This is a genomic window from Vibrio navarrensis (assembly GCF_015767675.1).
In the GTDB taxonomy this organism is placed as follows: Bacteria; Pseudomonadota; Gammaproteobacteria; order Enterobacterales; family Vibrionaceae; genus Vibrio.
On sequence record NZ_CP065217.1, the window covers coordinates 3,275,762 to 3,297,634 of the forward strand.

The 21,873-nt window shown below is 50.4% G+C and carries 21 protein-coding genes; 12 read left to right on the forward strand and 9 right to left on the reverse strand.

Going from position 1 to position 21,873, the window contains the following annotated elements; translation table 11 throughout:
- Nucleotides 1-7: 7 nt before the first annotated feature.
- Nucleotides 8-385, forward strand: a complete 378-nt coding sequence (gene frdD / locus I3X05_RS15525; protein WP_045569296.1) for a fumarate reductase subunit FrdD — start codon at nt 8-10, stop codon at nt 383-385.
- Between the two features lie 127 nt (nt 386-512).
- Here frdD and efp read toward each other — a convergent pair whose 3' ends face one another.
- Nucleotides 513-1,079: an elongation factor P gene (gene efp, locus I3X05_RS15530; protein WP_039431277.1), complete on the reverse strand. Its 567-nt coding sequence runs from the start codon at nt 1,077-1,079 to the stop codon at nt 513-515.
- A gap of 32 nt (nt 1,080-1,111) precedes the next feature.
- Between efp and epmB the strand changes: the two genes are divergently transcribed.
- Both epmB and I3X05_RS15540 read left to right on the forward strand, forming a co-directional pair.
- Nucleotides 1,112-2,134, forward strand: a complete 1,023-nt coding sequence (gene epmB / locus I3X05_RS15535; RefSeq protein WP_337970846.1) for an EF-P beta-lysylation protein EpmB — start codon at nt 1,112-1,114, stop codon at nt 2,132-2,134.
- Between the two features lie 77 nt (nt 2,135-2,211).
- The gene (locus tag I3X05_RS15540) at nt 2,212-2,709 is read left to right on the forward strand and encodes an MgtC/SapB family protein (RefSeq protein ID WP_039431282.1); all 498 of its coding nucleotides are present in this window, start codon (nt 2,212-2,214) and stop codon (nt 2,707-2,709) included.
- 129 nt (nt 2,710-2,838) lie between these two features.
- Here the strand turns inward: I3X05_RS15540 and I3X05_RS15545 are convergent, their stop codons facing one another.
- The 3 genes from I3X05_RS15545 to I3X05_RS15555 form a co-directional block, all read right to left on the reverse strand.
- The gene (locus I3X05_RS15545) at nt 2,839-3,393 is read right to left on the reverse strand and encodes a VC2662 family protein (protein WP_045569298.1); all 555 of its coding nucleotides are present in this window, start codon (nt 3,391-3,393) and stop codon (nt 2,839-2,841) included.
- Between the two features lie 309 nt (nt 3,394-3,702).
- Entirely contained in the window at nt 3,703-5,343 is a 1,641-nt protein-coding gene (gene groL, locus I3X05_RS15550) for a chaperonin GroEL (RefSeq protein ID WP_337970847.1), read from the reverse strand.
- Nucleotides 5,344-5,395: 52 nt separating this feature from the next.
- Nucleotides 5,396-5,686, reverse strand: coding sequence for a co-chaperone GroES (locus tag I3X05_RS15555; RefSeq protein WP_039431291.1), 291 nt, complete (start codon nt 5,684-5,686; stop codon nt 5,396-5,398).
- 237 nt (nt 5,687-5,923) lie between these two features.
- Here I3X05_RS15555 and I3X05_RS15560 point away from each other — a divergent pair, with 237 nt between their 5' ends.
- The gene (locus I3X05_RS15560) at nt 5,924-7,276 is read left to right on the forward strand and encodes an MATE family efflux transporter (RefSeq protein ID WP_193167241.1); all 1,353 of its coding nucleotides are present in this window, start codon (nt 5,924-5,926) and stop codon (nt 7,274-7,276) included.
- A gap of 47 nt (nt 7,277-7,323) precedes the next feature.
- On the opposite strand, the gene pfkA is transcribed toward I3X05_RS15560, so the two are convergent.
- The 3 genes from pfkA to I3X05_RS15575 form a co-directional block, all read right to left on the reverse strand.
- Complete coding sequence (gene pfkA, locus I3X05_RS15565; protein WP_045569300.1) at nt 7,324-8,286, reverse strand: 6-phosphofructokinase; 963 nt, start codon at nt 8,284-8,286, stop codon at nt 7,324-7,326.
- 282 nt (nt 8,287-8,568) lie between these two features.
- Complete coding sequence (gene fieF, locus I3X05_RS15570) at nt 8,569-9,480, reverse strand: CDF family cation-efflux transporter FieF (RefSeq protein ID WP_045569341.1); 912 nt, start codon at nt 9,478-9,480, stop codon at nt 8,569-8,571.
- A 97-nt stretch (nt 9,481-9,577) separates the two neighbouring features.
- The gene (locus I3X05_RS15575) at nt 9,578-10,096 is read right to left on the reverse strand and encodes a CpxP family protein (RefSeq protein ID WP_193167242.1); all 519 of its coding nucleotides are present in this window, start codon (nt 10,094-10,096) and stop codon (nt 9,578-9,580) included.
- A 187-nt stretch (nt 10,097-10,283) separates the two neighbouring features.
- Between I3X05_RS15575 and I3X05_RS15580 the strand changes: the two genes are divergently transcribed.
- The 3 genes from I3X05_RS15580 to trmL all read left to right on the forward strand — a co-directional run bounded on the left by I3X05_RS15580 (nt 10,284) and on the right by trmL (nt 12,904).
- The gene (locus I3X05_RS15580) at nt 10,284-10,970 is read left to right on the forward strand and encodes a response regulator (protein WP_045569302.1); all 687 of its coding nucleotides are present in this window, start codon (nt 10,284-10,286) and stop codon (nt 10,968-10,970) included.
- Nucleotides 10,971-10,972: 2 nt separating this feature from the next.
- Nucleotides 10,973-12,361, forward strand: a complete 1,389-nt coding sequence (gene cpxA / locus I3X05_RS15585; protein ID WP_045569303.1) for an envelope stress sensor histidine kinase CpxA — start codon at nt 10,973-10,975, stop codon at nt 12,359-12,361.
- 69 nt (nt 12,362-12,430) lie between these two features.
- Entirely contained in the window at nt 12,431-12,904 is a 474-nt protein-coding gene (trmL, locus tag I3X05_RS15590; RefSeq protein ID WP_045569304.1) for a tRNA (uridine(34)/cytosine(34)/5-carboxymethylaminomethyluridine(34)-2'-O)-methyltransferase TrmL, read from the forward strand.
- A gap of 62 nt (nt 12,905-12,966) precedes the next feature.
- Here trmL and I3X05_RS15595 read toward each other — a convergent pair whose 3' ends face one another.
- Nucleotides 12,967-13,458 carry an FxsA family protein gene (locus tag I3X05_RS15595; protein WP_045569305.1) on the reverse strand — a complete coding sequence of 164 codons (492 nt, stop codon included), beginning with the start codon at nt 13,456-13,458 and terminating at the stop codon, nt 12,967-12,969.
- 303 nt (nt 13,459-13,761) lie between these two features.
- Between I3X05_RS15595 and aspA the strand changes: the two genes are divergently transcribed.
- The 4 genes from aspA to I3X05_RS15615 all read left to right on the forward strand — a co-directional run bounded on the left by aspA (nt 13,762) and on the right by I3X05_RS15615 (nt 19,431).
- On the forward strand, nt 13,762-15,213 hold the full coding sequence (aspA, locus tag I3X05_RS15600) for an aspartate ammonia-lyase (protein WP_045569306.1): 1,452 nt from the start codon (nt 13,762-13,764) through the stop codon (nt 15,211-15,213).
- Between the two features lie 144 nt (nt 15,214-15,357).
- A complete protein-coding gene (locus I3X05_RS15605) occupies nt 15,358-16,671 on the forward strand; it encodes an anaerobic C4-dicarboxylate transporter family protein (RefSeq protein WP_045569307.1) in 1,314 nt (437 codons plus the stop codon).
- 181 nt (nt 16,672-16,852) lie between these two features.
- The gene (locus I3X05_RS15610) at nt 16,853-18,613 is read left to right on the forward strand and encodes a protein-disulfide reductase DsbD (RefSeq protein ID WP_413470572.1); all 1,761 of its coding nucleotides are present in this window, start codon (nt 16,853-16,855) and stop codon (nt 18,611-18,613) included.
- Nucleotides 18,614-18,801: 188 nt separating this feature from the next.
- Nucleotides 18,802-19,431 (forward strand): response regulator transcription factor, encoded by a 630-nt coding sequence (locus tag I3X05_RS15615; RefSeq protein WP_039431314.1) that lies wholly within the window; start codon nt 18,802-18,804, stop codon nt 19,429-19,431.
- A gap of 1 nt (nt 19,432) precedes the next feature.
- Here I3X05_RS15615 and I3X05_RS15620 read toward each other — a convergent pair whose 3' ends face one another.
- Entirely contained in the window at nt 19,433-21,178 is a 1,746-nt protein-coding gene (locus tag I3X05_RS15620; protein ID WP_193277891.1) for a potassium/proton antiporter, read from the reverse strand.
- 419 nt (nt 21,179-21,597) lie between these two features.
- Here I3X05_RS15620 and I3X05_RS15625 point away from each other — a divergent pair, with 419 nt between their 5' ends.
- Entirely contained in the window at nt 21,598-21,864 is a 267-nt protein-coding gene (locus I3X05_RS15625; RefSeq protein WP_039431317.1) for a DUF4212 domain-containing protein, read from the forward strand.
- Nucleotides 21,865-21,873 lie beyond the last annotated feature (9 nt).

Here is a 21,873-nt window from a genome sequence, read left to right on the forward strand (position 1 = left end):
TTTGACTATGAAACCCAATTATTCCGTAAATACCGCACCGAAACGTTCTGATGAGCCAATTTGGTGGAGCCTGTTTGGTGCTGGCGGTACTTGGTTTGCCATGATCACCCCCGTAACAGTGCTCGTTCTGGGTATTCTTGCCCCGCTTGGCATTATCGATGCGCAAGCGTTAAGTTACGAACGCGTAGTCAGTTTCGCCACCAGCATTATCGGTGCCCTGTTTATCATCGGCACCTTAGCACTGCCGATGTGGCATGCGATGCACCGTGTTCACCACGGCATGCATGACTTGAAAATCCACGCTGGTGTGGTGGGCAAAATTGGCTGCTACGCCTTTGCTGGCCTCATTTCAGCCCTCGCGGTGGTGTTTCTTTTCATGCTGTAAGGCTTTTCCAAGCACACCAATCTAAGCAAACAAAAAGCTGGCGATTTCGCGCCAGCTTTTTTTCTGTGCGGCGGGTATAGCTGACAGAAAAAAGGCCGCCGAAGCGACCTTAATCTAAGGTGAAAAATTATTTTACACGGCCAACGTATTCACCACTGCGAGTGTCCACTTTGATCACTTCGCCGATTTGGATGAAGAGCGGAACGCGAACAACCGCACCGGTTGATAGCGTTGCTGGCTTGCCGCCTGTGCCTTGAGTATCGCCTTTCAGGCCAGGATCGGTTTCAGTCACTTCCAATTCAACGAAGTTTGGTGGTGTCACCGCGATTGGGTTACCATTCCACAGAGTCAGCATACAGCTGTTGTTTTCTACCAACCACTTCACACTCTCACCAACCGCTTTCGCATCAGCAGCAATCTGTTCGAAGGTTTGATTGTTCATAAAGTGGTAGAATTCGCCGTCTGAATAGAGATAATCTAGGTCGATATCCATAACGTCTGCGACCTCACAGGTGTCGCCAGACTTAAATGTTTTTTCTAGCACTTTACCAGAAAGAAGTTTACGAATTTTAACACGGTTGAATGCCTGACCTTTACCCGGCTTCACGTATTCGTTTTCTAGAATTACGCAAGGCTCGCTGTCAATCATAAGTTTCAGACCGCCTTTAAATTCATTGGTGCTAACTGTAGCCATTTTTTCCTCTTACGTTCTTAGAGCTAAATTCAATGCCGCATATAATAACCCGAAAAGTCGAAACTGTTGAGCAAAACTGGCTCAAACAGCTAGCGAATGGGATCTCAGATCCGACAAGCTTGTTGCAGATGTTAGAGATCGATCCCACGCCGTGGCAAGCAGGGTTTGCGGCGCGCAAGCTGTTTGCACAGCGCGTTCCCCGCAGCTTTGTCGCCAGAATGGAAAAAGGCAACCCGCACGACCCTTTGCTTAGACAAGTGTTACCACTCAGTGACGAGTTTGAGGTTCACGAAGGCTTTTCTCATGATCCGCTTGAGGAGCAAGATAACGAGATCCCCGGCCTACTGCACAAATACCGCAATCGCGCGCTGATGATTGTCAAAGGGGGCTGTGCGATCAACTGTCGTTACTGTTTTCGCCGTCACTTTCCGTACCAGGAAAACAAAGGCAACAAATTCGCTTGGCAGCGCAGTTTGCAGTACATCGCCGAGCACCAAGAACTCAATGAAGTCATTCTCTCCGGTGGCGATCCACTGATGGCGAAAGACGATGAGATCCAATGGCTGGTTGAACATATTGCCGCGATTCCCCACATTAAGCGGCTGAGAATTCATAGCCGCTTGCCCGTCGTCATTCCAGCGAGAGTGACAGAGGAACTGTGCCAAACACTGGCCCGTACACGTCTGCAAGTGATTTTGGTGACTCACATCAATCACGCCAACGAAATCAACCATGAACTCACCACGCAACTCGCCAAGCTCAAACAGGTTGGCGTGACACTACTTAATCAAAGTGTGCTGCTCAAGGGGGTCAACGACACGGTGGATGAGCAAGTCGCGTTGAGCGAATCGCTGTTTGATGCTGGTATTTTGCCCTACTACTTGCATGTTTTGGACAAGGTGCAAGGAGCGGCTCATTTCTTTGTTGACGACCAACAAGCGAAGCGCATTATTCACGGAGTCATTGCGCGGGTTTCCGGTTACTTAGTGCCGAAATTGACGCGTGAAATTGGCGGCCGGCCAAGTAAAACACCGCTCGATTTGCATTTAGAGTAATTGTCGTTACCAGCAAAAACTTTTGTTCGATCTCATCGCCCCCAATACGCATACTCCGCGAAAATTGAGGGGGTAGCATGCAAGAGACTTTAGACACTTTTCTAAATATAGAACCATTTAGCTGGCCGGCCTTACTGTGCTGCGCGCTCAATGGCGTTCTTATTGGCGCGGAGCGTCAAACACGCGGTAAGCCCGTCGGTATCCGTACGTCGATTCTGATCATTTCTGGTACCTACTTTTTTATGTCGATGGCGGTATACCTCTCTCCCAACACCTTAGATCAAGCGCGCGTGCTTGGGCAGATCATTACTGGCGTTGGCTTTTTGGGCGCTGGGGTGATGATGACGCAAGATGGCAAGATCCACGGCGTCACATCCGCCGCCGTGATTTGGGTGCTGGCTTCTATGGGAATGATGATCGGGCTAGGCTTGATGCACCAGTCAGTGCTGATCACGTTACTCGCCTTGGCAGTGCTACTCGGTGTCGATAAAGCCGAAAACCGCATTCAGGCACTGCGCCGAGGAGTACATCAAAAAATTCAACAGCGCAGAAGCTCTTCCCGCCTGATTAAATAATTTGCGCGCAGCAAGTCATAAGAAACCCCGGATCATGTCCGGGGTTGTTTTTTAGGCTAGTTGTCAACGTTGCCACCGCTCAACGGGAGCGAAGTACTTATTTAACGAAGTAGTTATTTAACGAAGTAGTTACTTCGCGAAGTTGATCAGCGGGAAGCAAGGGAAAAAACCGTTGTCGGCACAGTTAATCAAGCCGATCTGCACGCCTTCAATCTTCGCCGTTTTGTTGAACACACCGACCTGAACGGTTGAGGTGTCAGAGAAGTTCGCCGCGCCCACATCCACCATGGTATTACCTTCGGAGTAGTTGACAAAACTCACGTTGGCCCCTTTCACATCGTTAGTGATGTTCACCGCGCCAATGTTGGCACCAGTAGTTTTTCCGGTATTCCAGTTAAAGAAACCAAGCGATGCACCTGTCATCTCTTGATTCACTTTTGACGCGCCAAACAAACCCAAGTTTACCCCTGTGGTACGATCGGTTTCTGAAAGACCAACCACCGCTACATCAACCCCTTTCAACTCTTCGACCTTACCGTAGAGCGCCGCCAAACGAACACCGGATACGGCATTTTCATCTGGCGCATTGAAGTTATTAAGCGAAGAAAACATCACTGGAGTTGCCGCCATCGCTGTTGTTGAGCTCAGCGCTACCACCGCCATTGCGATTACACTCTTTTTCATTTTTCGTCTCCACTGATCACGACTGATTTACTAAAGGGTAGCTATTCATACCCAGAACGCGATGATTATGAACGACGTTCAATAAAGACAGGTCATTGTATTGTAAAAAATGATATTGCTAGAAAATAGATAGAATAAAGTTAAAAAATCAATTATTTAAGTAATAATCAAGGCTGGGGCGTTCTTTGCATCGTCAATAAAGCGTAAAATCTTCTGCGCTCTGCATCAACTTTGGATGGATTTCAGATAATAAAAAAGCTGAGGATCGCTCCTCAGCTTTTCTCATTTAGGCTTAGTGCCGTGGGATGATTACATCATGCCCATGCCACCCATACCGCCCATGCCACCCATATCTGGCATGCCCGCATCTTTTTGTGGTAGATCGGTTACCATCGCTTCCGTGGTAATCATCAGGCCAGCAACTGAAGCGGCGAACTGCAGCGCAGAACGAGTGACTTTAGTTGGATCTAGGATACCCATTTCCAGCATGTCGCCGTATTCACCCGTTGCCGCGTTGTAGCCGTAAGAACCTTCACCCGCTTTCACGTTATTTGCCACAACCGATTCTTCATCACCCGCGTTTTTGGTGATTTGGCGAATTGGCGCTTCCATCGCACGTAGTGCTACGCGGATACCCACGTTTTGCTCTTCGTTGTCACCTTTCAGGTCAACCAGTTTAGAGGCCACACGAATCAGTGCAACACCACCGCCAGCAACCACGCCTTCTTCAACCGCAGCGCGAGTCGCGTGCAGGGCGTCTTCTACGCGGTCTTTTTTCTCTTTCATTTCCACTTCTGTGGCGGCGCCTACTTTGATAACCGCAACACCGCCCGCTAGCTTAGCAACGCGCTCTTGCAGTTTCTCTTTGTCGTAGTCTGAAGTCGCCTCTTCGATTTGCTGACGAATCTGTACCACGCGACCTTGGATCATCGCTTCTTCACCCATACCATCGATGATGGTGGTGTTTTCTTTGGTGATAGACACGCGTTTCGCTTGACCCAAATCTTCCAGCACCGCTTTTTCCAGCTCTAGGCCAACTTCTTCAGAAATCACCGTACCGCCAGTTAGGATCGCGATGTCTTGTAGCATCGCTTTACGACGGTCGCCGAAGCCAGGCGCTTTAACCGCAGCGACTTTCACGATGCCACGCATGTTGTTCACAACCAGAGTCGCCAACGCTTCACCTTCTACGTCTTCAGCGATGATCAGCAGTGGACGTGATGCTTTGGCAACGGCTTCTAGAGCAGGTAGCAATTCACGGATGTTAGAAATCTTTTTATCAACCAATAGGATGAATGGGCTTTCCAGCTCTACGCTGCCCGCTTCTTGGTTGTTGATGAAGTAAGGAGATAGGTAACCACGGTCAAACTGCATGCCTTCAACCACGTCCAGTTCGTCTTGCAGCGCTTGACCTTCTTCAACCGTGATCACGCCATCGCGACCCACTTTTTCCATCGCTTCGGCGATGATTTTACCCACACTTGAGTCTGAGTTGGCAGAGATAGTGCCCACTTGCTCGATTTCAGTGCTGGTAGAGCAATCTTTAGAAAGAGCTTTCAGCTCGATAACCGCCGCTGCTACCGCTTTGTCGATACCGCGCTTTAGATCCATCGGGTTCATGCCCGCGGCAACGGCTTTTAAGCCTTCGTTGACGATCGACTGTGCCAACACGGTCGCTGTTGTTGTACCGTCACCCGCCACATCGTTCGCTTGTGAAGCCACTTGCTTCACCATTTGTGCGCCCATATTCTGGAACTTGTCTTCCAGCTCGATTTCGCGCGCCACAGACACACCATCTTTGGTGATGGTTGGGGAACCGAACGATTTGTCCAGTACTACGTTACGGCCTTTAGGACCTAAGGTCACTTTTACCGCATCGGCCAGAATGTTGACACCTTCCAGCATTTTTACACGCGCGTCATTACCAAATTTAACGTCTTTAGCAGCCATCTTTATTTTCCTTCTAAATTCTGTTTTTTAGTTCGTTGTGATTCAGAATGAATTATTCAACGATTGCCATGATGTCGTTCTCAGACATGATCAGAACTTCTTTACCGTCGATCTTTTCCGTTTTAGTGCCATAGCTTTCGGCGAAAATCACGGTGTCACCAACTTTTACGTCCAGCGGCTGCACAGAGCCGTTTTCAAGGATGCGGCCTTTGCCAACAGCCAGAACGACGCCGCGAGTTGACTTCTCTGCAGCAGAACCAGTTAAAACGATGCCACCGGCTGACTTAGATTCAACTTGTTGGCGTTCTACGATAACTCGATCATGTAACGGACGAATATTCATCGGTCGTCTCTCCTGAAAAATTCCATGTGTGATTTGATAATTGCCCTAAAGCAGGGCTCTAGGCCTAGTGTTATCTATATAAGGGGTGATCATGATGATCCCAAGGGGCGCGGGTGAAATTTTTGTGATTGAGTTAAAAGTTCACACAGTCCAGCAAAGGATTGCGTCGAAATCCCTGACTCGCTGCTAGCTAGGATTTCTTGTATCCTTGCCATTTTCCACTCAGTGGTCGCTAATATGCTCGATAAACATGGGTTGCTCACCGCCCCTATCGCACTCACACTACGCAAAATGACCATTCCGATGATCTTCGGCATGGTAGCGATCCAGATGTTTAACTTGGTTGACACCTTCTTTGTTTCCTTGCTCGGTACCCAAGCACTCGCAGCGATCAGCTATACCTTTCCGGTGACGTTTGCGGTGAACTGCATCACCATGGGTATCGGCATCGGTCTTTCCACCAGCATTGGCCGTCTACTTGGTCAGGGCGATGCCAACCAAGCCGCGCGTTTCACCAGCCACGGTTTGCTGTTGGCCGTTGCGCTGGTTGCTCTTGCCTCTACGCTTGGCTTTTTCACAGTGGATCCCCTATTTACGTTACTTGGCGCGCAAGAGCAGCTCATCCCGCTGATCGCTCAGTACATGCATGTCTGGTATCTCACCATTCCACTGTTGGTCATTCCGATGGCTGGCAACAGCGCGATTCGCGCCACGGGGGATACCAAAACGCCCGCCAAGATTATGATGCTGGCCGGACTTATCAATGGTGTTCTCGATCCGCTGCTGATCTTTGGTATCGGTCCATTTCCAGAACTCGGCATTCAAGGCGCGGCGATTGCCAGTGCGTTTAGCTGGTTCGGCGCCTTGTGCGGCTCATTCTATGTGTTGATTAAACGAGAAAAGCTGCTTGCGGCGCCTCATTGGCAACGCCTTGGCGAAGATTGGCGGCAAATCCTCAGGGTGGGCACACCTGCCGCGTTATCCAATGCAATGAATCCGCTGTCGGGTGCGGTATTGATGATGATGCTCTCCAGTCACGGTACCGCTGCCGTAGCCGCTTATGGCGCGGCGCAGCGCATTGAGTCGATATTGATTCTGGTGTTGATGGCACTGACGTCGTCCCTGACGCCGTTTATGGCGCAAAACTTAGGGGCGAAAAATCCGCAACGCGCCTTTCAAGGACTGTTTGTCAGCATGCGTTTTTCGGTGCTCTTTCAAGGGCTGGTGTTTTTAATGATGGTACCACTGAGCATTCCTCTGGCCAGTCTCTTTTCGCAGGAACAGAGTGTGCGCGATCTCCTGTGGCACTATTTGTTGGTGGTGCCCGCCAGTTACGGCTTTCTCGGCATTCTTATGATGTTGGTCAGCGCCTTGAACGCCATGCATGAACCACTGAACGCGTTTCGCTGGAGCTTTATGCGTCTGTTCTTCTTTACACTGCCAGCAGCTTGGCTTGGCAGCCAACTCTACTCCATTGAAGGCCTGTTTGTTGGGATTGCGCTGGGTAACTTGGCTGGCGGAATTTGCGGTTATCTGTATGCGTTGAATAAACGCAAAACACATTTACAACTCAGTGAAAACAGCCAATGAAAAGGCCGCGTGATGACGCGGCCTTGTTTTATGGCTTTAAACCCAGCTTAGAACAGCTCTTCGGCTACTTTGAACAAATCATTGCGCACTGGGCGCTTCATGTTCTCAATTGCATCGATGATATCGTGATGCACGAGCTGCTCTTTAACGATACCCACACAGCGACCACCGTGACCTTCCATCAGCAGATGTACAGCGTAGTTACCCATGCGAGAAGCAAGAACGCGGTCAAACGCCGTTGGTTTACCACCACGCTGAATATGACCCAAAACAGTCGCGCGTGTTTCACGCCCAGTACCCGCTTCGATCTCTTTCGCCAGTTGGTTGGCATCCATCATCAGTTCGGTCAGCGCGATGATCGCGTGTTTCTTACCTTTCGAGATACCATCTTTAATGTTGTTGATCAGCTTCTCTTTATCTAAGCCCGTTTCTGGCGTGATGATGTACTCACAACCACCGGCAATCGCTGACATCAGCGTCAAATCACCACAGTGGCGACCCATGATTTCAACAATCGAAATACGCTGGTGAGAAGATGACGTATCACGCAGACGGTCAATCGATTCGATCACCGTGTTCAGCGCGGTTAGGTAACCGATGGTGTAATCCGTGCCCGCGATATCGTTGTCGATTGTGCCTGGCAGACCGATACATGGGTAACCCATTTCCGTCAGCTTCTTCGCACCCATGTACGAACCGTCACCGCCGATCACCACCAGCGCATCAATGCCGTGGGCTTTTAGGTTTTCGATCGCTTTTTCGCGGACAGCCACTTCTCTAAACTCAGGGAAACGCGCCGAACCGAGGAAAGTACCACCACGGTTGATCACATCAGAAACGCTTGAACGATCAAGTGGCTTAATGCGGCCTTCATAGAGACCAAGGTAACCGTCATAGATACCATACACTTCAAGGCCTGCACCCAATGCTGTACGAACCACGCCGCGGATTGCCGCGTTCATACCTGGGGCATCGCCACCACTTGTCAAAACACCGATCTTTTTAATCATGCTCACCCTCGATCTTTGGCAATCAATATTTAATTTTTCTTTATCGTAGCTGGTAACCAGCTACCTAAATAATGGGAAAATCTGTCTGCAATGTTACATTTCCTCTACAGGAATACCAACGAAAACACACAAATTTATGTAACTTTTCTACTTATGTAAGAGTATTACAGTTTTGCAGTAAAACTTTGTTGATTCATATCAGGATCAGGAATCTTAATAGATGTAGATGGAAAGATAGTCAACAACGCCTTTTTTGTCTTCAAGACAAGGCGAATTTTTCGCTTAAGACCACTGCTGTTCAATGTGCTCTTTCTCGCTGCTGACCACCACAGAATAAGGATCTTGATGAATCAACACATCCGAAGCGGGAAACAATTCCAACAGTTTCGCTTCCACTTCATCGGCAATTTGATGCGCTTTGATCAGCGGTAAATGATCATCGAGTTCCAAATGCAACTGGATAAAACGCGTTGGGCCCGACATGCGCGTGCGCAACTGATGCACCCCAAGGACATGCTCGACCGTTAGGCACGCGCAGTTGATCTGCTCCAGTTCTTCGTCGGGCAATTTACGATCGAGCAGTGTTTGCACCGCCTCACTGACCATTTTGAACGCGCTGTAGAGGATAAATAGACCAATGCCGACCGCAAACACCGCATCCGCTTGACCGACACCAAAGTAACTCAGGCCAAGGGCCAACATGATCGCAGCATTCATAAACAGATCGCTTTGATAATGCAGCGAGTCGGCGGCAATTGCCTGACTTCCCGTCGCCTTCACCACGTGTTTTTGAAACGTCACCAAACCAAGTGTCACCACCATGGCAAATAAGCTGACATAAACGCCGTATTCAGGGGAGTTCAACAAGTGAGGGCGGAAAAAGCGATCAACGCCATTTAAGATGAGGAAAACCGCCGAACCGGAAATAAACATCGCTTGTGCCAAAGCGGCTAAGGATTCCGCTTTGCCGTGTCCAAAAGTATGCTCTTCGTCGGCGGGTTGCAACGCATAGCGCACCACCAGCAAATTGACCACGGAGGCGGCGATATCCAACATCGAGTCAATCAGTGAGGCGAGTAAACTGACCGACCCCGTCACCCACCAAGCGGCGATTTTCACCAAAAGAAGAAGGGTCGCGACCGTAGTTGCCGTCCAGGCGGCCATGGTCACTAATCGTGCATATTGCTGTTTCATAATCATTTCAAACTCAACCAACAGACGGCCAGTATAACTCGCGCTTTATTGAATGAATATGAAACAATTAGGGCGACATTGCTGTCGCCCTAAGAGATTAATTATCCGCTTTGTCTGCAAAGCGTTTGTGCATTTTCGCACTGCACTCCTGCATACGCTCATTTTGTAACTCAACAAATTTCGCTTTCTGCTCTGGAGTCAGAACGCTCAGCATCTTGTGCTGTTTCTCTAACATTTGCACACGGCGCTCTGCCTGTTTCGCCGCCATCTCTTTCGCCAGCTCATTGGCCGCATTGGCATCGAATGTGTCGGCTAACACTAACGCTTGCGCTTTAGCATGGTGCGCTTGACGCTCCGCCTGATTGTCAGCGAACTTGCCTTTAGACTGCGCTTTCATCTCTTTACGGCCCGCTTGACGCATCGAGTCCAATTGCTCTTTTTGTGCATCGGTCAGGTTCAACTCACGGAAGATACCGCGATCCATTCCCATGCCACACTCGTCGTCAGGTCCGCCTTTGTGATGGCCTTTACCACCACCGAAAGCAAACGCACTTGCGGTTGCCAAAGTTAAAGGAAGAATCGCCGCAGCCAGTACCAGTTTTTTTACCGTTTTCATAATCTATTCCTTACTCATTCAGTTGTTTCTGAGCTGCTTTCACAGCGCTTGAGTTTAGAATACAAAACCCTGAGTAAAGCGGCGTATAGAGAGCGTAAAGTATCGTAAAGAGCGACATTGCTCCTCATACCTGACGGCCATTTCACAGTAATATTAAGGCAGAACGACGATATGTGAAGGTAATCCTATGGCCAATATTCTGCTGATTGACGACGACACCGAGCTGACCGGTTTGCTGACCGAAGTTCTTTCATACGAAGGATTTAATATCACCGAAGCGAATGATGGCGAAAGTGGCCTTGCGGCACTGACGGCAGAGATCGATCTGATTCTATTGGATGTGATGATGCCCAAACTCAACGGCATCGACACCTTAAAACGCCTGCGTGCACACTGGGAAACCCCGGTCTTGATGCTGACCGCCAAAGGGGAAGAGATTGACCGAGTGCTCGGCCTTGAGCTGGGTGCCGACGACTATTTGCCCAAACCGTTCAGCGACCGCGAGCTGCTGGCACGCATCAAAGCGATTTTACGCCGCACCAGCAACCCCAAAGGCGCGAAAAACGGTGGCGACTGCATTGAGTATCAAGACCTCAAACTCTACCCGGGCAGACAAGAAGCCTATTGCCAAGAGAGCCTACTAGATCTCACCTCAACAGAATTTGCCCTCCTGAGCCATTTTGTGCAGAACCCGGGGGAAACGCTGACCAAAGAGACGCTCAGTTTGGATGTGCTTGGCAAGCGCCTCGCCGCGTTTGATCGCGCCATTGATATGCACGTGTCCAATTTACGCAAAAAGCTTCCCGAGCGAGCCGATGGCAAGTCACGCATCAAAACCTTGCGTGGCCGTGGCTATTTGATGGTTGAGGAATAAGCATGCGTTTGCCCAAGATCACCAGCCTGTATGGGCGCATTTTTGCCATTTTCTGGTTCACCATGTTTTTGGTGTTGATGGCGGTGCTGGCGCTGCCACACCTTGATCCGCGTAAAGCTCATGCGATCCCGCCCGATCATTACGATCGCCTGTTGGAAGCGAAGCAAGAGATCGAACGTGACTTTGCCGATGAACGCGATCTGGGCAAAATTCTCTTTCGTCTCGAACGTCCGGGCGAGCGCCACGGACGCGACAACCGGCCACGCTTTTTCCTCAGCGACACCGACGCCAACATTCTCACCACACTCAAACACAGCGACTTTCAGATCAAAGCGTTGAAAAATTTTGTCACCAGCATGGAGCATCCCGACAAACCACAACAAAAACTCTATGGCCGCTTTATGCTTTCAGGCCCGCTCCCGATTACCTTGGCAGGCAAAGAGTACTTTTTATATGTCGGTCTCAAGTGGAACCAGCCACCACCATTTTTGCTGCGCATGTTTGACCAACCTTTGCAACTGCTCTTAGCGGTCATGCTGGTCAGTACACCGCTGCTACTTTGGCTGGCGTGGGCGCTGAGCCAACCTGCACGGCGATTAGAAAAAGCCGCCCAGCGAGTAGCAAAAGGGGAATTTGTTACCGATCCAACGCTAGAGAAAGGCACCTCCGAATTCCGCCAAGCGGGCGCGAGTTTTAACCAGATGGTGGAAGCGGTCAATCAGATGATTTCGGGGCAACAGCGTTTGCTTTCGGATATCTCTCACGAGCTGCGCTCCCCACTGACTCGCCTGCGCATGGCCAACGCGCTGGCGACCCGCAAGCAGGGGGAAAGTGCCGAGTTGCAGCGCATTGACACCGAGGCGCAGCGATTAGAGCAGATGATTGCCGAACTGTTGGCACTGTCGCGCATGCAAATGAACAGCCATCTCGACCGTGAAGATCAACCCATCAGCAGCTTATGGGAAGAGATCATACAAGATGCGCAATTTGAAGCAGAACAAATGGGCAAAACGCTCAACTACTCACCACTGCCATCACGCACCATTTCGGGCAACCCCAAACTCTTAATGAGCGCGGTGGAAAATCTGATCCGCAATGCGATTTACTACGGAAAGGACTTAGTCCAAGTTGAGATACGCGACCACGGCGAGCAACTGCACATCACGGTGGATGACAATGGCGACGGTGTCCCCGAAACCGAACTCGAGGCGATTTTCCGCCCCTTTTATCGCGTTTCCACCGCTCGCGATCGCCACTCCGGTGGAACAGGGCTCGGGCTGACGATTACCGAAAGCGCCATCCGCCAGCATAGTGGCACGATCAAAGCCAGCCGCAGCCCACTCGGAGGGTTACGCGTCAGCGTCACCTTGCCCTTAAACAAAATCGGCTGAGTCGCTGTTGGACTCGCTCTGGCGAGCGCCTTATACTTGGCTCCACCTTGACTAAACGAACTTGATGGCATGTTTGATATTGCGCTCTACGAACCGGAAATTGCCCCAAATACTGGCAACATTATTCGCCTGTGCGCCAACTGCGGCGCACATTTGCATCTGATTGAACCGTTAGGTTTTGATCTGGAAGAGAAGAAAGTGCGTCGCGCCGGCTTGGATTATCACGATCTCGCCCGCGTGACACGCCATAAAAACTACCAAGCCTTTCTCGATTTTCTTCAGGCACGCGGTGAATATCGTCTCTTCGCCTGCACCACCAAAGGCAGTGACCATCACATTAACGCTCACTATCAACGCGGCGATGTCCTGCTGTTTGGCCCAGAAACACGCGGTTTGCCACAAGAAGTGATAGAAAGTTTGCCGACCAGCCAGCGCATTCGTATTCCGATGATGCCCGAGGCGCGGAGCTTGAATCTGTCGAACGCGGTGGCGATTATTGCCTTCGAAGCGTGGCGACAACTTGGCTTTGAAGGGGCGGTTTAACACGCCGCCAACATACGATAAAAAAGCCGGGCAATCCCGGCTTTTTCTCTATCTCGCTCGATTTATTTCAGCTTCGGTTTGTGCTCGTCATCGTCTTTGCGCTCAAACTCGCCTTCGAACGTTTGTCCGCCTCGCTCAGCATCATGATGACGGTGAGAAAACGTCTCTTGCTCAAAAGAGTGCGACGTAAAGCTGCTTTTGACTACCACTTTACTCATCAATACGCGTGCTAGCGCAGCTCGGGGCGCAGGCAATAACACCACCATTCCCATCGCATCGGTCATAAACCCCGGGGTCAGCAGCAGCACACCCGCCACCGCTAACATCACCCCTTCAACAATCTGCTGCGCGGGCAACTCGCCTTGCTGCAAACGCTGCTGCACCGAAAGTAATGTTTGTAACCCTTGGCTGCGCACCAGATACGCGCCGACAAACGCGGTCAATAACACCAAACCAATCGTCGGCCAGAGCCCTAAAAAGCCACCGACCTGAATAAACAGGCCTATTTCGATGATCGGCACACAGATAAAAAGCAATAAAAGTACAGGAAACACAGGACCTCCTCAGTTTGCTCCAGTGTAATGGCAAATCCGCTGACAACTCAAATTGAAGCTGTAAAAAAGCGTGTTTAGCCAAACCCGCGCGCTGTTCATAACCCATTTATATTTTGCAAAATATTCAGTAAATAAAAGCAAAAATAGTGATCCACTTACTATTTTTATGCGCTGGGAACAGTATCATGTGCTACATAAGTCAGGACGGATTTTACAGCCAAAAATTCTGATGAATGGATTCTGATTGCAGATATGGCTAAATAATATTTTAAATTATCAGAATTATCATCTAAGGATCCTGTTATGGCTACCCTAACTGAAGCGCATCCAGCGCCTACCCAAGCCACTCGCATTGAAGAAGATCTATTAGGTCAACGTCATGTTCCTGCGGATGCGTACTACGGCATCCATACTTTGCGCGCTATCGAAAACTTCAACATCTCCAATGTCACTATTTCGGACGTACCTGAGTTTGTACGTGGCATGGTGATGACCAAAAAAGCCGCCGCACTGGCTAACCGCGAGTTAGGTGCGATTCCAAAGAATGTGGCGGATTACATTATCCAAGCGTGTGACCTGATGCTGGAAACCGGCAAATGCATGGATCAATTCCCATCAGACGTCTTCCAAGGCGGCGCTGGCACATCGGTGAACATGAACACCAACGAAGTGATCGCCAACATTGCGCTTGAGTTGATGGGTAAAGAGAAGGGCAGCTACGACGTGGTGAACCCTAACGATCACGTCAACAAGAGCCAATCCACCAACTGTGCCTACCCAACTGGTTTCCGTATTGCCGTTTACAACAGCATCCATAAATTGATGGAAGCGATTGAATACCTCAAAGGCGCGTTCGAACTGAAATCACAAGAGTTCAGCGGCATTTTGAAAATGGGCCGCACTCAGTTGCAAGACGCGGTGCCGATGACTGTTGGTCAAGAGTTTCACGCTTGGGCGGTGACGCTGAACGAAGAGATCCGCGCGCTGGATTACACCTCCAAACTGCTACTGGAAGTGAACCTAGGTGCAACCGCCATCGGCACTGGCCTAAATACCCCTCCAGGCTACCAAGCGCTTGCGGTGAAACACCTTGCCGCGGTAACTGGCCTTGACGTGGTACCAGCCGAAGATTTGATTGAAGCAACCTCAGACTGTGGTGCTTACGTGATGGCGCACGGCGCACTAAAACGCCTAGCGGTCAAACTGTCTAAGGTGTGTAACGACCTACGTCTGCTCTCTTCTGGCCCTCGCGCGGGTTTGAACGAGCTTAACTTGCCAGAAATGCAAGCAGGCTCTTCCATCATGCCAGCCAAAGTAAACCCAGTGATTCCTGAAGTGGTCAACCAAGTTTGCTTCAAAGTGCTGGGCAACGACAACACGATCTCTTTCGCAGCCGAAGGCGGCCAGCTACAGCTCAACGTCATGGAGCCTGTAATTGGTCAGGCGATGTTCGAATCGATTTCACTGCTGCAAAATGCCTGTGTCAACCTACGTGACAAGTGTATCGATGGCATTACCGTCAACAAAGAGATCTGTGAGAACTACGTATACAACTCTATCGGTATCGTCACTTACCTCAACCCATACATCGGCCACCATGAAGGTGACATCGTGGGTAAGATTTGTGCGGAAACGGGTAAGAGCGTGCGTGAGGTGGTCCTTGAACGCGGTTTGCTCACCTCAGAAGAGTTGGATGACATTTTGTCGGTGCAAAACTTTATGCACCCAACCTATAAAGCGAAACGCTACGAATAAGTAAAAAAAGGCTCTGATTCAGAGCCTTTTTACTTTCTACCGGCAGTAAAAAAGAGAAAGCTTGCGCTGGGTCATGGCAAGAAAAAAACCAACATACCGCCGGATAGAGCCAGTTTATTTTCTATTCATTTCTAGGAGTCTAAGATGTTCTTAATTGAGTTCCTTATCGTATTAGGATGTATCCTAATTGGTGCAAGGATTGGCGGTATCGGCTTAGGTGTAATGGGCGGTATTGGCCTTGCCATTCTCAGCTTTGGTTTTGGCATGCAACCAACCAGCCCCCCCATCGATGTCATGCTAATGATCATGGCGGTTGTGGCAGCAGCTGCTTCAATGCAAGCCGCAGGTGGTTTGGATTACCTGATTAAAATCGCTACCCACATTTTACACCGCAACCCTCGTCACATTACCTTTATCGCACCTTTGGTGACGTACTTTTTCACTATGATGGCGGGTACTGGTCACGTGGCCTATTCTGTACTGCCTGTGATTGCCGAAGTGAGCCGTCGTAGCGGCATCCGTCCAGAGCGCCCACTGAGCATGGCGGTGATTGCCTCCCAGTTTGCCATTGTCGCCAGCCCGATTGCTGCAGCGGTGGTCGCCTTGGTTGCCTTCTTAGAGCCGCAAGGGATCACTCTCACGGACGTGCTGATGATCACCATTCCAAGTACCATTCTCGGTTTGGCGTGCGCTTGTCTGTTCGTTAATAAGATGGGCGTAGAGCTTAAAGACGATCCTGAATATCAGCGCCGTCTGCAAGACCCAGAGTTTCGCGCTGAAATGGAACAAGAAGTATCGGTGGCGGACATTGAAATCACGCCGCAAGCGAAAAAGTCGGTCGCACTATTCTTATTTGGCGCCATCATTGTGGTGGTGATGGGTGCCCTGCCAAGCTTGCGTCCGCAATTTAACGGCTCGCCAATGGGCATGGCGCATACGATTGAAATCGTCATGCTTTCTATTGCCGCTCTGATCATTTTGCTGTGTAAACCCAATGGTAATGCTATCAGCCAAGGTTCCGTATTCCATGCAGGTATGCGTGCCATCGTCGCCATTTTTGGTATCGCTTGGCTGGGTGACACCTTCATTGGCGGTCACGGCGCTATGGTTAAAGAGGCGGTGTCAGGGCTGGTTGAAGTCGCGCCTTGGACATTTGCTTTCGCCCTGTTTGCTCTGTCGGTGATGGTGAACAGCCAAGGTGCTACCACCGCCGTGTTGGTACCCGTGGCGATCACGCTGGGGCTGCCGCCAGCGGTGATCATTGCGGTGTTTGTTGCGGTCAACGGTTACTTCTTTATTCCTAACTACGGCCCAATCATTGCCTCAATTGACTTTGACCGCACAGGCACAACGCGCATCGGCAAGTACATCTTCAACCACAGCTTTATGATCCCTGGCTTACTTAGCATGGTATTCAGCATTGGCTTTGGTCTGCTACTGACCAACATCTTGATGTAATTTGCTGGATATAGAATTTTGGGGAACCTCGGTTCCCCTTTTTCTTCGCCCGACATCACAAAGCCAATGCACGTGAAACTTTCTGCGCGGTTTCAGGGTCTGAGTGAGTTACACTAGCCACAACTTAAGTTTCGATCCCAATATTATGCGCGCATTGTTTACTCTTTTATTGCTGGGTGCCATGACGTTTTCTGCACCCTCGCTTGCTCTGTTTGGCAATAGCCAGAATTCGGGCTTTTCCTCGGGAAGCAGTGAATTTGTCACTGTCGACCAGGCTTTTCCATTTAACTCGTTCCAGCAAGACAATCGCATCACCCTAGACTGGCAAGTGAAAGACGGCTATTACCTCTACCAGCAGCGTCTCTCTTTTAGCGCCGAAAATGTCTCCCTCGGTGAGATTGAGATGGAAAACGGCCAGCCATATCGCGATGAATTTTTTGGCGACGTCAACATCTACACGACGCCGCTGTTTGTCAACATTCCCCTGCAAGACTGGCAAAGCGGAGCAAAACTGATTGTGCAGTATCAAGGCTGCGCCAAAGCTGGCTTTTGCTACCCTCCCGAAACGCGGGTGGTTGAGCTTGAGTCGTTTACTAATGGCCAAGCGCCAGCCGTGAAATCGTCTGCCCAACCTGCGGCCAGCAGCAAGACAGACGCATCCACACTTTCGCCCGCTGCGCCTTTAACCCAACAAGATAAATTGGCTTCTGGCTTAGCAGATAACTGGTGGACACCGCTGCTGTTTTTGGCACTGGGCGTCGGTTTGGCCTTTACTCCTTGCGTTCTGCCCATGTACCCGATCCTCACCAGTATCGTGCTCGGCGGCGGTCAGCTCAGCCAGCGCCGCGCATTCGGCTTGGCACTGAACTATGTGCAAGGGATGGCGCTGACATACACGCTGCTTGGTTTAGTGGTCGCTTCCGCTGGCCTGCAATTTCAGGCGGCGATGCAACACCCCTATGTGCTGATTGGCTTGAGTGTACTCTTTGTTGCCCTCGCTCTGTCGATGTTTGGCCTCTATACCCTGCAACTGCCAAGTCGCGCGCAAACTTGGCTGAATAACCTTAGCAATCAGCAGCAAGGTGGTAGCAGCTTGGGCGTGTTTGCGATGGGGGCGATTTCTGGCTTGGTTTGCTCTCCTTGCACCACTGCGCCGCTCTCCGGAGCGCTGCTGTACGTGGCTCAAAGCGGCGACTTGCTCACGGGTGGGGTGGCATTGTATGCGCTCGCCATGGGCATGGGCATTCCGTTGATCCTGGTCGCGGTATTTGGCAACAAACTCTTGCCGAAAGCCGGCGGCTGGATGGAGCGCGTCAAAACCCTGTTTGGCTTTGTGCTGCTCGCCGCGCCTATTTTCCTTCTGGAACGCATTCTGCCCGAACTGTGGTCGACCGCCTTGTGGTCAGTATTAGGCATCGCCGCGTTTGGCTGGCTTTACCATGTCAAAAACAGCTTAGAGTTTGGTGGCTGGAAGCAAAGTGCGCTGGGCATCATCGCCGTACTCGGTCTACTCGCCTCGGCGCAGCCTGCGTTGCATTATTGGTATGCGCCGCAAAGCGCATCGACGTCCGTAAACGAGGTGCGCTTCACGCGCATCAGCTCCGTGGCCGACTTGCAGCAGCAACTGCAATTGGCCAAACAAGCCGGTAAACCTGTGATGCTCGACTTTTATGCCGACTGGTGTGTGGCGTGTAAAGAGTTTGAGAAATACACTTTTCACGATGTTCAGGTCGCGGCGAAGTTGCAGCAATTTGTCTTGCTACAAGCCGATGTGACGCGCAATCAAGCGCAAGACATTGAGCTGCTGCAACATCTGCAAGTGCTCGGTTTGCCGACCATCGAGTTTTGGGATGCACAGGGAGCCCCTGTTTCAAACGCGCGGCTGACTGGCTTTATGCCAGCCGAACCCTTCTTAGCGCATCTGGACGCGCTTACCCCATAACGCTTTTAAATGCCAGAGAGTCGCCTCTCTGGCGTTTTCCTTTGCCGATTTCTCATTTCTTTTCTCACGTATATGCAAGAAATCTAATAAAAGTCGATTTACATCAGACTTTTAGCGGATAAATATTGTCCAGCAAGGCAAAGCTGACAATAATTCTATTAACGAATTAGTAAAAAGCGCTTAACGTCATGGACTCGACCTACACCATTATCATTGCCGACGATCACCCTCTGTTTCGCAACGCCCTGTTTCAGTCGGTGCATATGGCGGTCAGCGGCGCAAATTTACTTGAAGCCGATTCTCTAGAAGCACTGCTCAATCTACTGGCACGTGAAGAGGAGCCGGATCTGTTGCTACTGGATCTCAAAATGCCGGGCGCCAATGGCATGTCGGGGTTGATCCAACTGCGCGCGGAATACCCGGATTTACCGATTGTGGTGGTCTCTGCTAGCGAGGAGCCGTCCGTGGTAACCCAAGTGAAAAGCCACGGCGCTTTCGGTTTTATTCCCAAGTCGAGTGATATGCGAACTCTGATCGCCGCGCTCAACCAAGTGCTCAATGGCGACCCCTATTTCCCGGAAGGTTTGATCATCAATAACGCCGCGTGTAATGATTTGGCGGAGAAAATCGCCGCGTTGACACCCCAGCAATATAAAGTACTGGGCATGCTCTCTGATGGCTTGCTCAACAAACAGATCGCTTACGAGCTCAACGTTTCTGAAGCGACCATCAAAGCGCACATGACGGCAATTTTCCGCAAACTGGACGTGAAAAACCGCACTCAAGCGGTCATTCTGCTTAAAGAGATGAGCGAGTAATTTACTCGCTCGTTGGCGCTTGACTATCGTCGGTAGGCAGACACAAACCGACTTTCGTCACCTGCCAATCCACTACATCCGCCACCACCCAGCGCAATCCTTGCCACTCAAAATGGTCACCCAATACCGGGGTTGCACCCAAGTGTTCCGTCACTAACTCCTTAAGGGTGGTGTCGCCACTGACGTCGCCCAAATCCAAGCCATAGGCCATCGCCATCTCGGACAGTTTCGCTTCCACATCCAAGAAAAAATCACCGAAGAAGCGGGCAAACGAGGCTCTTTCTGGCGCTTCACTAAACAGTTGACCGAGCGCTTCGAGATCTTTTTCTTGCCCAAGCACACACAAGGTATCGCCCTCTTCGAGTTTGGTGCTGCCCGATGGGTGCAGTAACTGCTGCTGGCGAAATACCGCCGCAATACGTGTCCCTTCAGGTAAAAACAAATTACGCAGTGGCTCGCCAATGCACCATTTGTCTTGTTTCAGTTTGTAGATAAACAACTCCCACTCGCTGGTAGGGAAAATTTCGACGCCTGTGCGCGAAATCGGCTCGGGCTTGGAAGGCAGTTCCACTTTGGCTAGCGCCATGCTTTTGGTTAACGTACCGCCCTGCACAATCAGCGACACCATAACGACGAAAAACGCCAGATTGAAATAAAGCTGCGCGTCCGGCAGCCCCGCCATCATTGGGAAAACCGCCAAGATGATCGGCACCGCGCCTCGCAACCCGACCCAAGAGATGAACCATTTCTCGCGCGCGGTAAAACTCTTAAACGGCAACAACCCAATCCACACCGAGATTGGCCGCGCGAAGAGAATCATACCAAACGCCAGTGCCAGGCCCGGTAAGGCGATGTCCAACAGATTGGACGGCGTCACCAACAGCCCCAACACCAAGAACATGCCGATTTGCGCCAACCAAGTCATGCCATCCAACACGTTGAGAATCGAGTGGCGGCTGCGCGTTGGGCGGTTACCAATCAGTAATCCCACTAAATAAATCGACAAAATACCACTGCCGCCGAGAGCATTCGACAGGGCAAAAATAATCAAACCACCACTGACGGTCAGAATCGAATAAAGCCCTTCCGGTAGCTGACTGCGATTAATCACTTTCCACAGCAGCCAGCCGCCAGAGAGCCCCAGCAGAGCACCAATACCAAACTGCTTAACAAAACTGAGCGCTAAAAATCCAGCGCTGAGGCCGCTCTCGTTACTGCCGAGCACCGCAATCATGGTCACGGTGAGAAACACCGCCATTGGATCGTTGGTACCGGACTCAATCTCCAAGGTTGAACCGACCCGCTCGTTCAAGCTGCGCCCTTTCAATAGCGAAAACACCGCAGCGGCATCGGTCGAACCAACGATCGCACCAACCAAAATGCCTTGCAGTAAATAGAGGTCAAACAGCCACGTTGCCATCAATCCGGTCAATAATGTCGTGATGGCAACCCCAACCGTGGCGAGCGAGACCGAAGGCCAAAAGGCGACCCGAAAACTGGCCACACGGGTACGCATACCACCGTCGAGCAAGATGATGGCCAGCGCTAAGTTACTCACCAGATAGGCGATCGGGTAGTTATCAAATAAAATGCCACCAACGCCGTCTTCACCCGCCAGCATACCGACCGCCAGAAAAACGAGCAGAATTGGAATCCCCAACTTTGAGGAAACCGGGCTTAGGAGCACACTGAGCGCAATAAGCAGTGCACCAATCAGAAAAAAGCCATTGATTGTGTTTGCGTCCACCTTCTCCCTCCCTTTAGTTAAATTGTTGTTATTTTCGGCAAAAGCTACCGTGTTTTGCCCAGCTATTCTGCACGAAAACGTGACTCTTTATCGAAAAGTTTATGTAAACAATTGAGTTTCTTCTGTCTAATTTAGCGTCACTATGTTGCCGTTGCGCGTATACGGCATGAAAATGCACCAGCAAAACTTGCACGGCAAAAACCAATCTAGGTCGATTTCTTAGACCTTTGGCTAAATTAACATCAAGTTAACATCACATTTTCCCGCCGCATCCTGCGCCAATCGACCTTTTGAGCTGATTTATCGTGAAATTTGACCCGACTAAAGTTGCACAGATCTGTTGATTTTTCGCTGCTATCTTAGGAAACGTAACATTACGTTAACACATCTATTCAGACGAGAAACACAAGGAGAAGGCCATGGCGTTCGAATCAACAGAACATGCTCAAGCCTACTGGAAGGAAAACTTGGGAATCATGGGATCACTGCTAGCAGTGTGGTTTTTGGTGTCTTATGGCGCTGGGATTTTATTTGTCGAACCGCTAAATGCGATTCAATTTGGTGGTTTCAAATTAGGATTTTGGTTCGCGCAGCAAGGGTCGATCTACACCTTTGTGGCTCTGATTTTTGTTTATGTGGCACGGATGAACGCCCTAGACAAAAAGTACAACGTACAGGAAGACTAAGAGGTTTAG

Bases quoted from the DNA above. Each gene is read 5' to 3' on its own strand.
- I3X05_RS15615 (WP_039431314.1), top strand. From the start codon at position 18,802: ATGGACTCGACCTACACCATTATCATTGCCGACGATCACCCTCTGTTT.
- trmL (WP_045569304.1), top strand. From the start codon at position 12,431: ATGTTTGATATTGCGCTCTACGAACCGGAAATTGCCCCAAATACTGGC.
- pfkA (WP_045569300.1), bottom strand. From the start codon at position 8,286: ATGATTAAAAAGATCGGTGTTTTGACAAGTGGTGGCGATGCCCCAGGT.
- I3X05_RS15605 (WP_045569307.1), top strand. From the start codon at position 15,358: ATGTTCTTAATTGAGTTCCTTATCGTATTAGGATGTATCCTAATTGGT.
- I3X05_RS15545 (WP_045569298.1), bottom strand. From the start codon at position 3,393: ATGAAAAAGAGTGTAATCGCAATGGCGGTGGTAGCGCTGAGCTCAACA.
- I3X05_RS15610 (WP_413470572.1), top strand. From the start codon at position 16,853: ATGACGTTTTCTGCACCCTCGCTTGCTCTGTTTGGCAATAGCCAGAAT.
- aspA (WP_045569306.1), top strand. From the start codon at position 13,762: ATGGCTACCCTAACTGAAGCGCATCCAGCGCCTACCCAAGCCACTCGC.
- I3X05_RS15575 (WP_193167242.1), bottom strand. From the start codon at position 10,096: ATGAAAACGGTAAAAAAACTGGTACTGGCTGCGGCGATTCTTCCTTTA.
- I3X05_RS15540 (WP_039431282.1), top strand. From the start codon at position 2,212: ATGCAAGAGACTTTAGACACTTTTCTAAATATAGAACCATTTAGCTGG.
- frdD (WP_045569296.1), top strand. From the start codon at position 8: ATGAAACCCAATTATTCCGTAAATACCGCACCGAAACGTTCTGATGAG.
- epmB (WP_337970846.1), top strand. From the start codon at position 1,112: ATGCCGCATATAATAACCCGAAAAGTCGAAACTGTTGAGCAAAACTGG.
- I3X05_RS15580 (WP_045569302.1), top strand. From the start codon at position 10,284: ATGGCCAATATTCTGCTGATTGACGACGACACCGAGCTGACCGGTTTG.
- groL (WP_337970847.1), bottom strand. From the start codon at position 5,343: ATGGCTGCTAAAGACGTTAAATTTGGTAATGACGCGCGTGTAAAAATG.
- I3X05_RS15560 (WP_193167241.1), top strand. From the start codon at position 5,924: ATGCTCGATAAACATGGGTTGCTCACCGCCCCTATCGCACTCACACTA.
- cpxA (WP_045569303.1), top strand. From the start codon at position 10,973: ATGCGTTTGCCCAAGATCACCAGCCTGTATGGGCGCATTTTTGCCATT.
- I3X05_RS15555 (WP_039431291.1), bottom strand. From the start codon at position 5,686: ATGAATATTCGTCCGTTACATGATCGAGTTATCGTAGAACGCCAACAA.
- I3X05_RS15625 (WP_039431317.1), top strand. From the start codon at position 21,598: ATGGCGTTCGAATCAACAGAACATGCTCAAGCCTACTGGAAGGAAAAC.
- fieF (WP_045569341.1), bottom strand. From the start codon at position 9,480: ATGAAACAGCAATATGCACGATTAGTGACCATGGCCGCCTGGACGGCA.
- efp (WP_039431277.1), bottom strand. From the start codon at position 1,079: ATGGCTACAGTTAGCACCAATGAATTTAAAGGCGGTCTGAAACTTATG.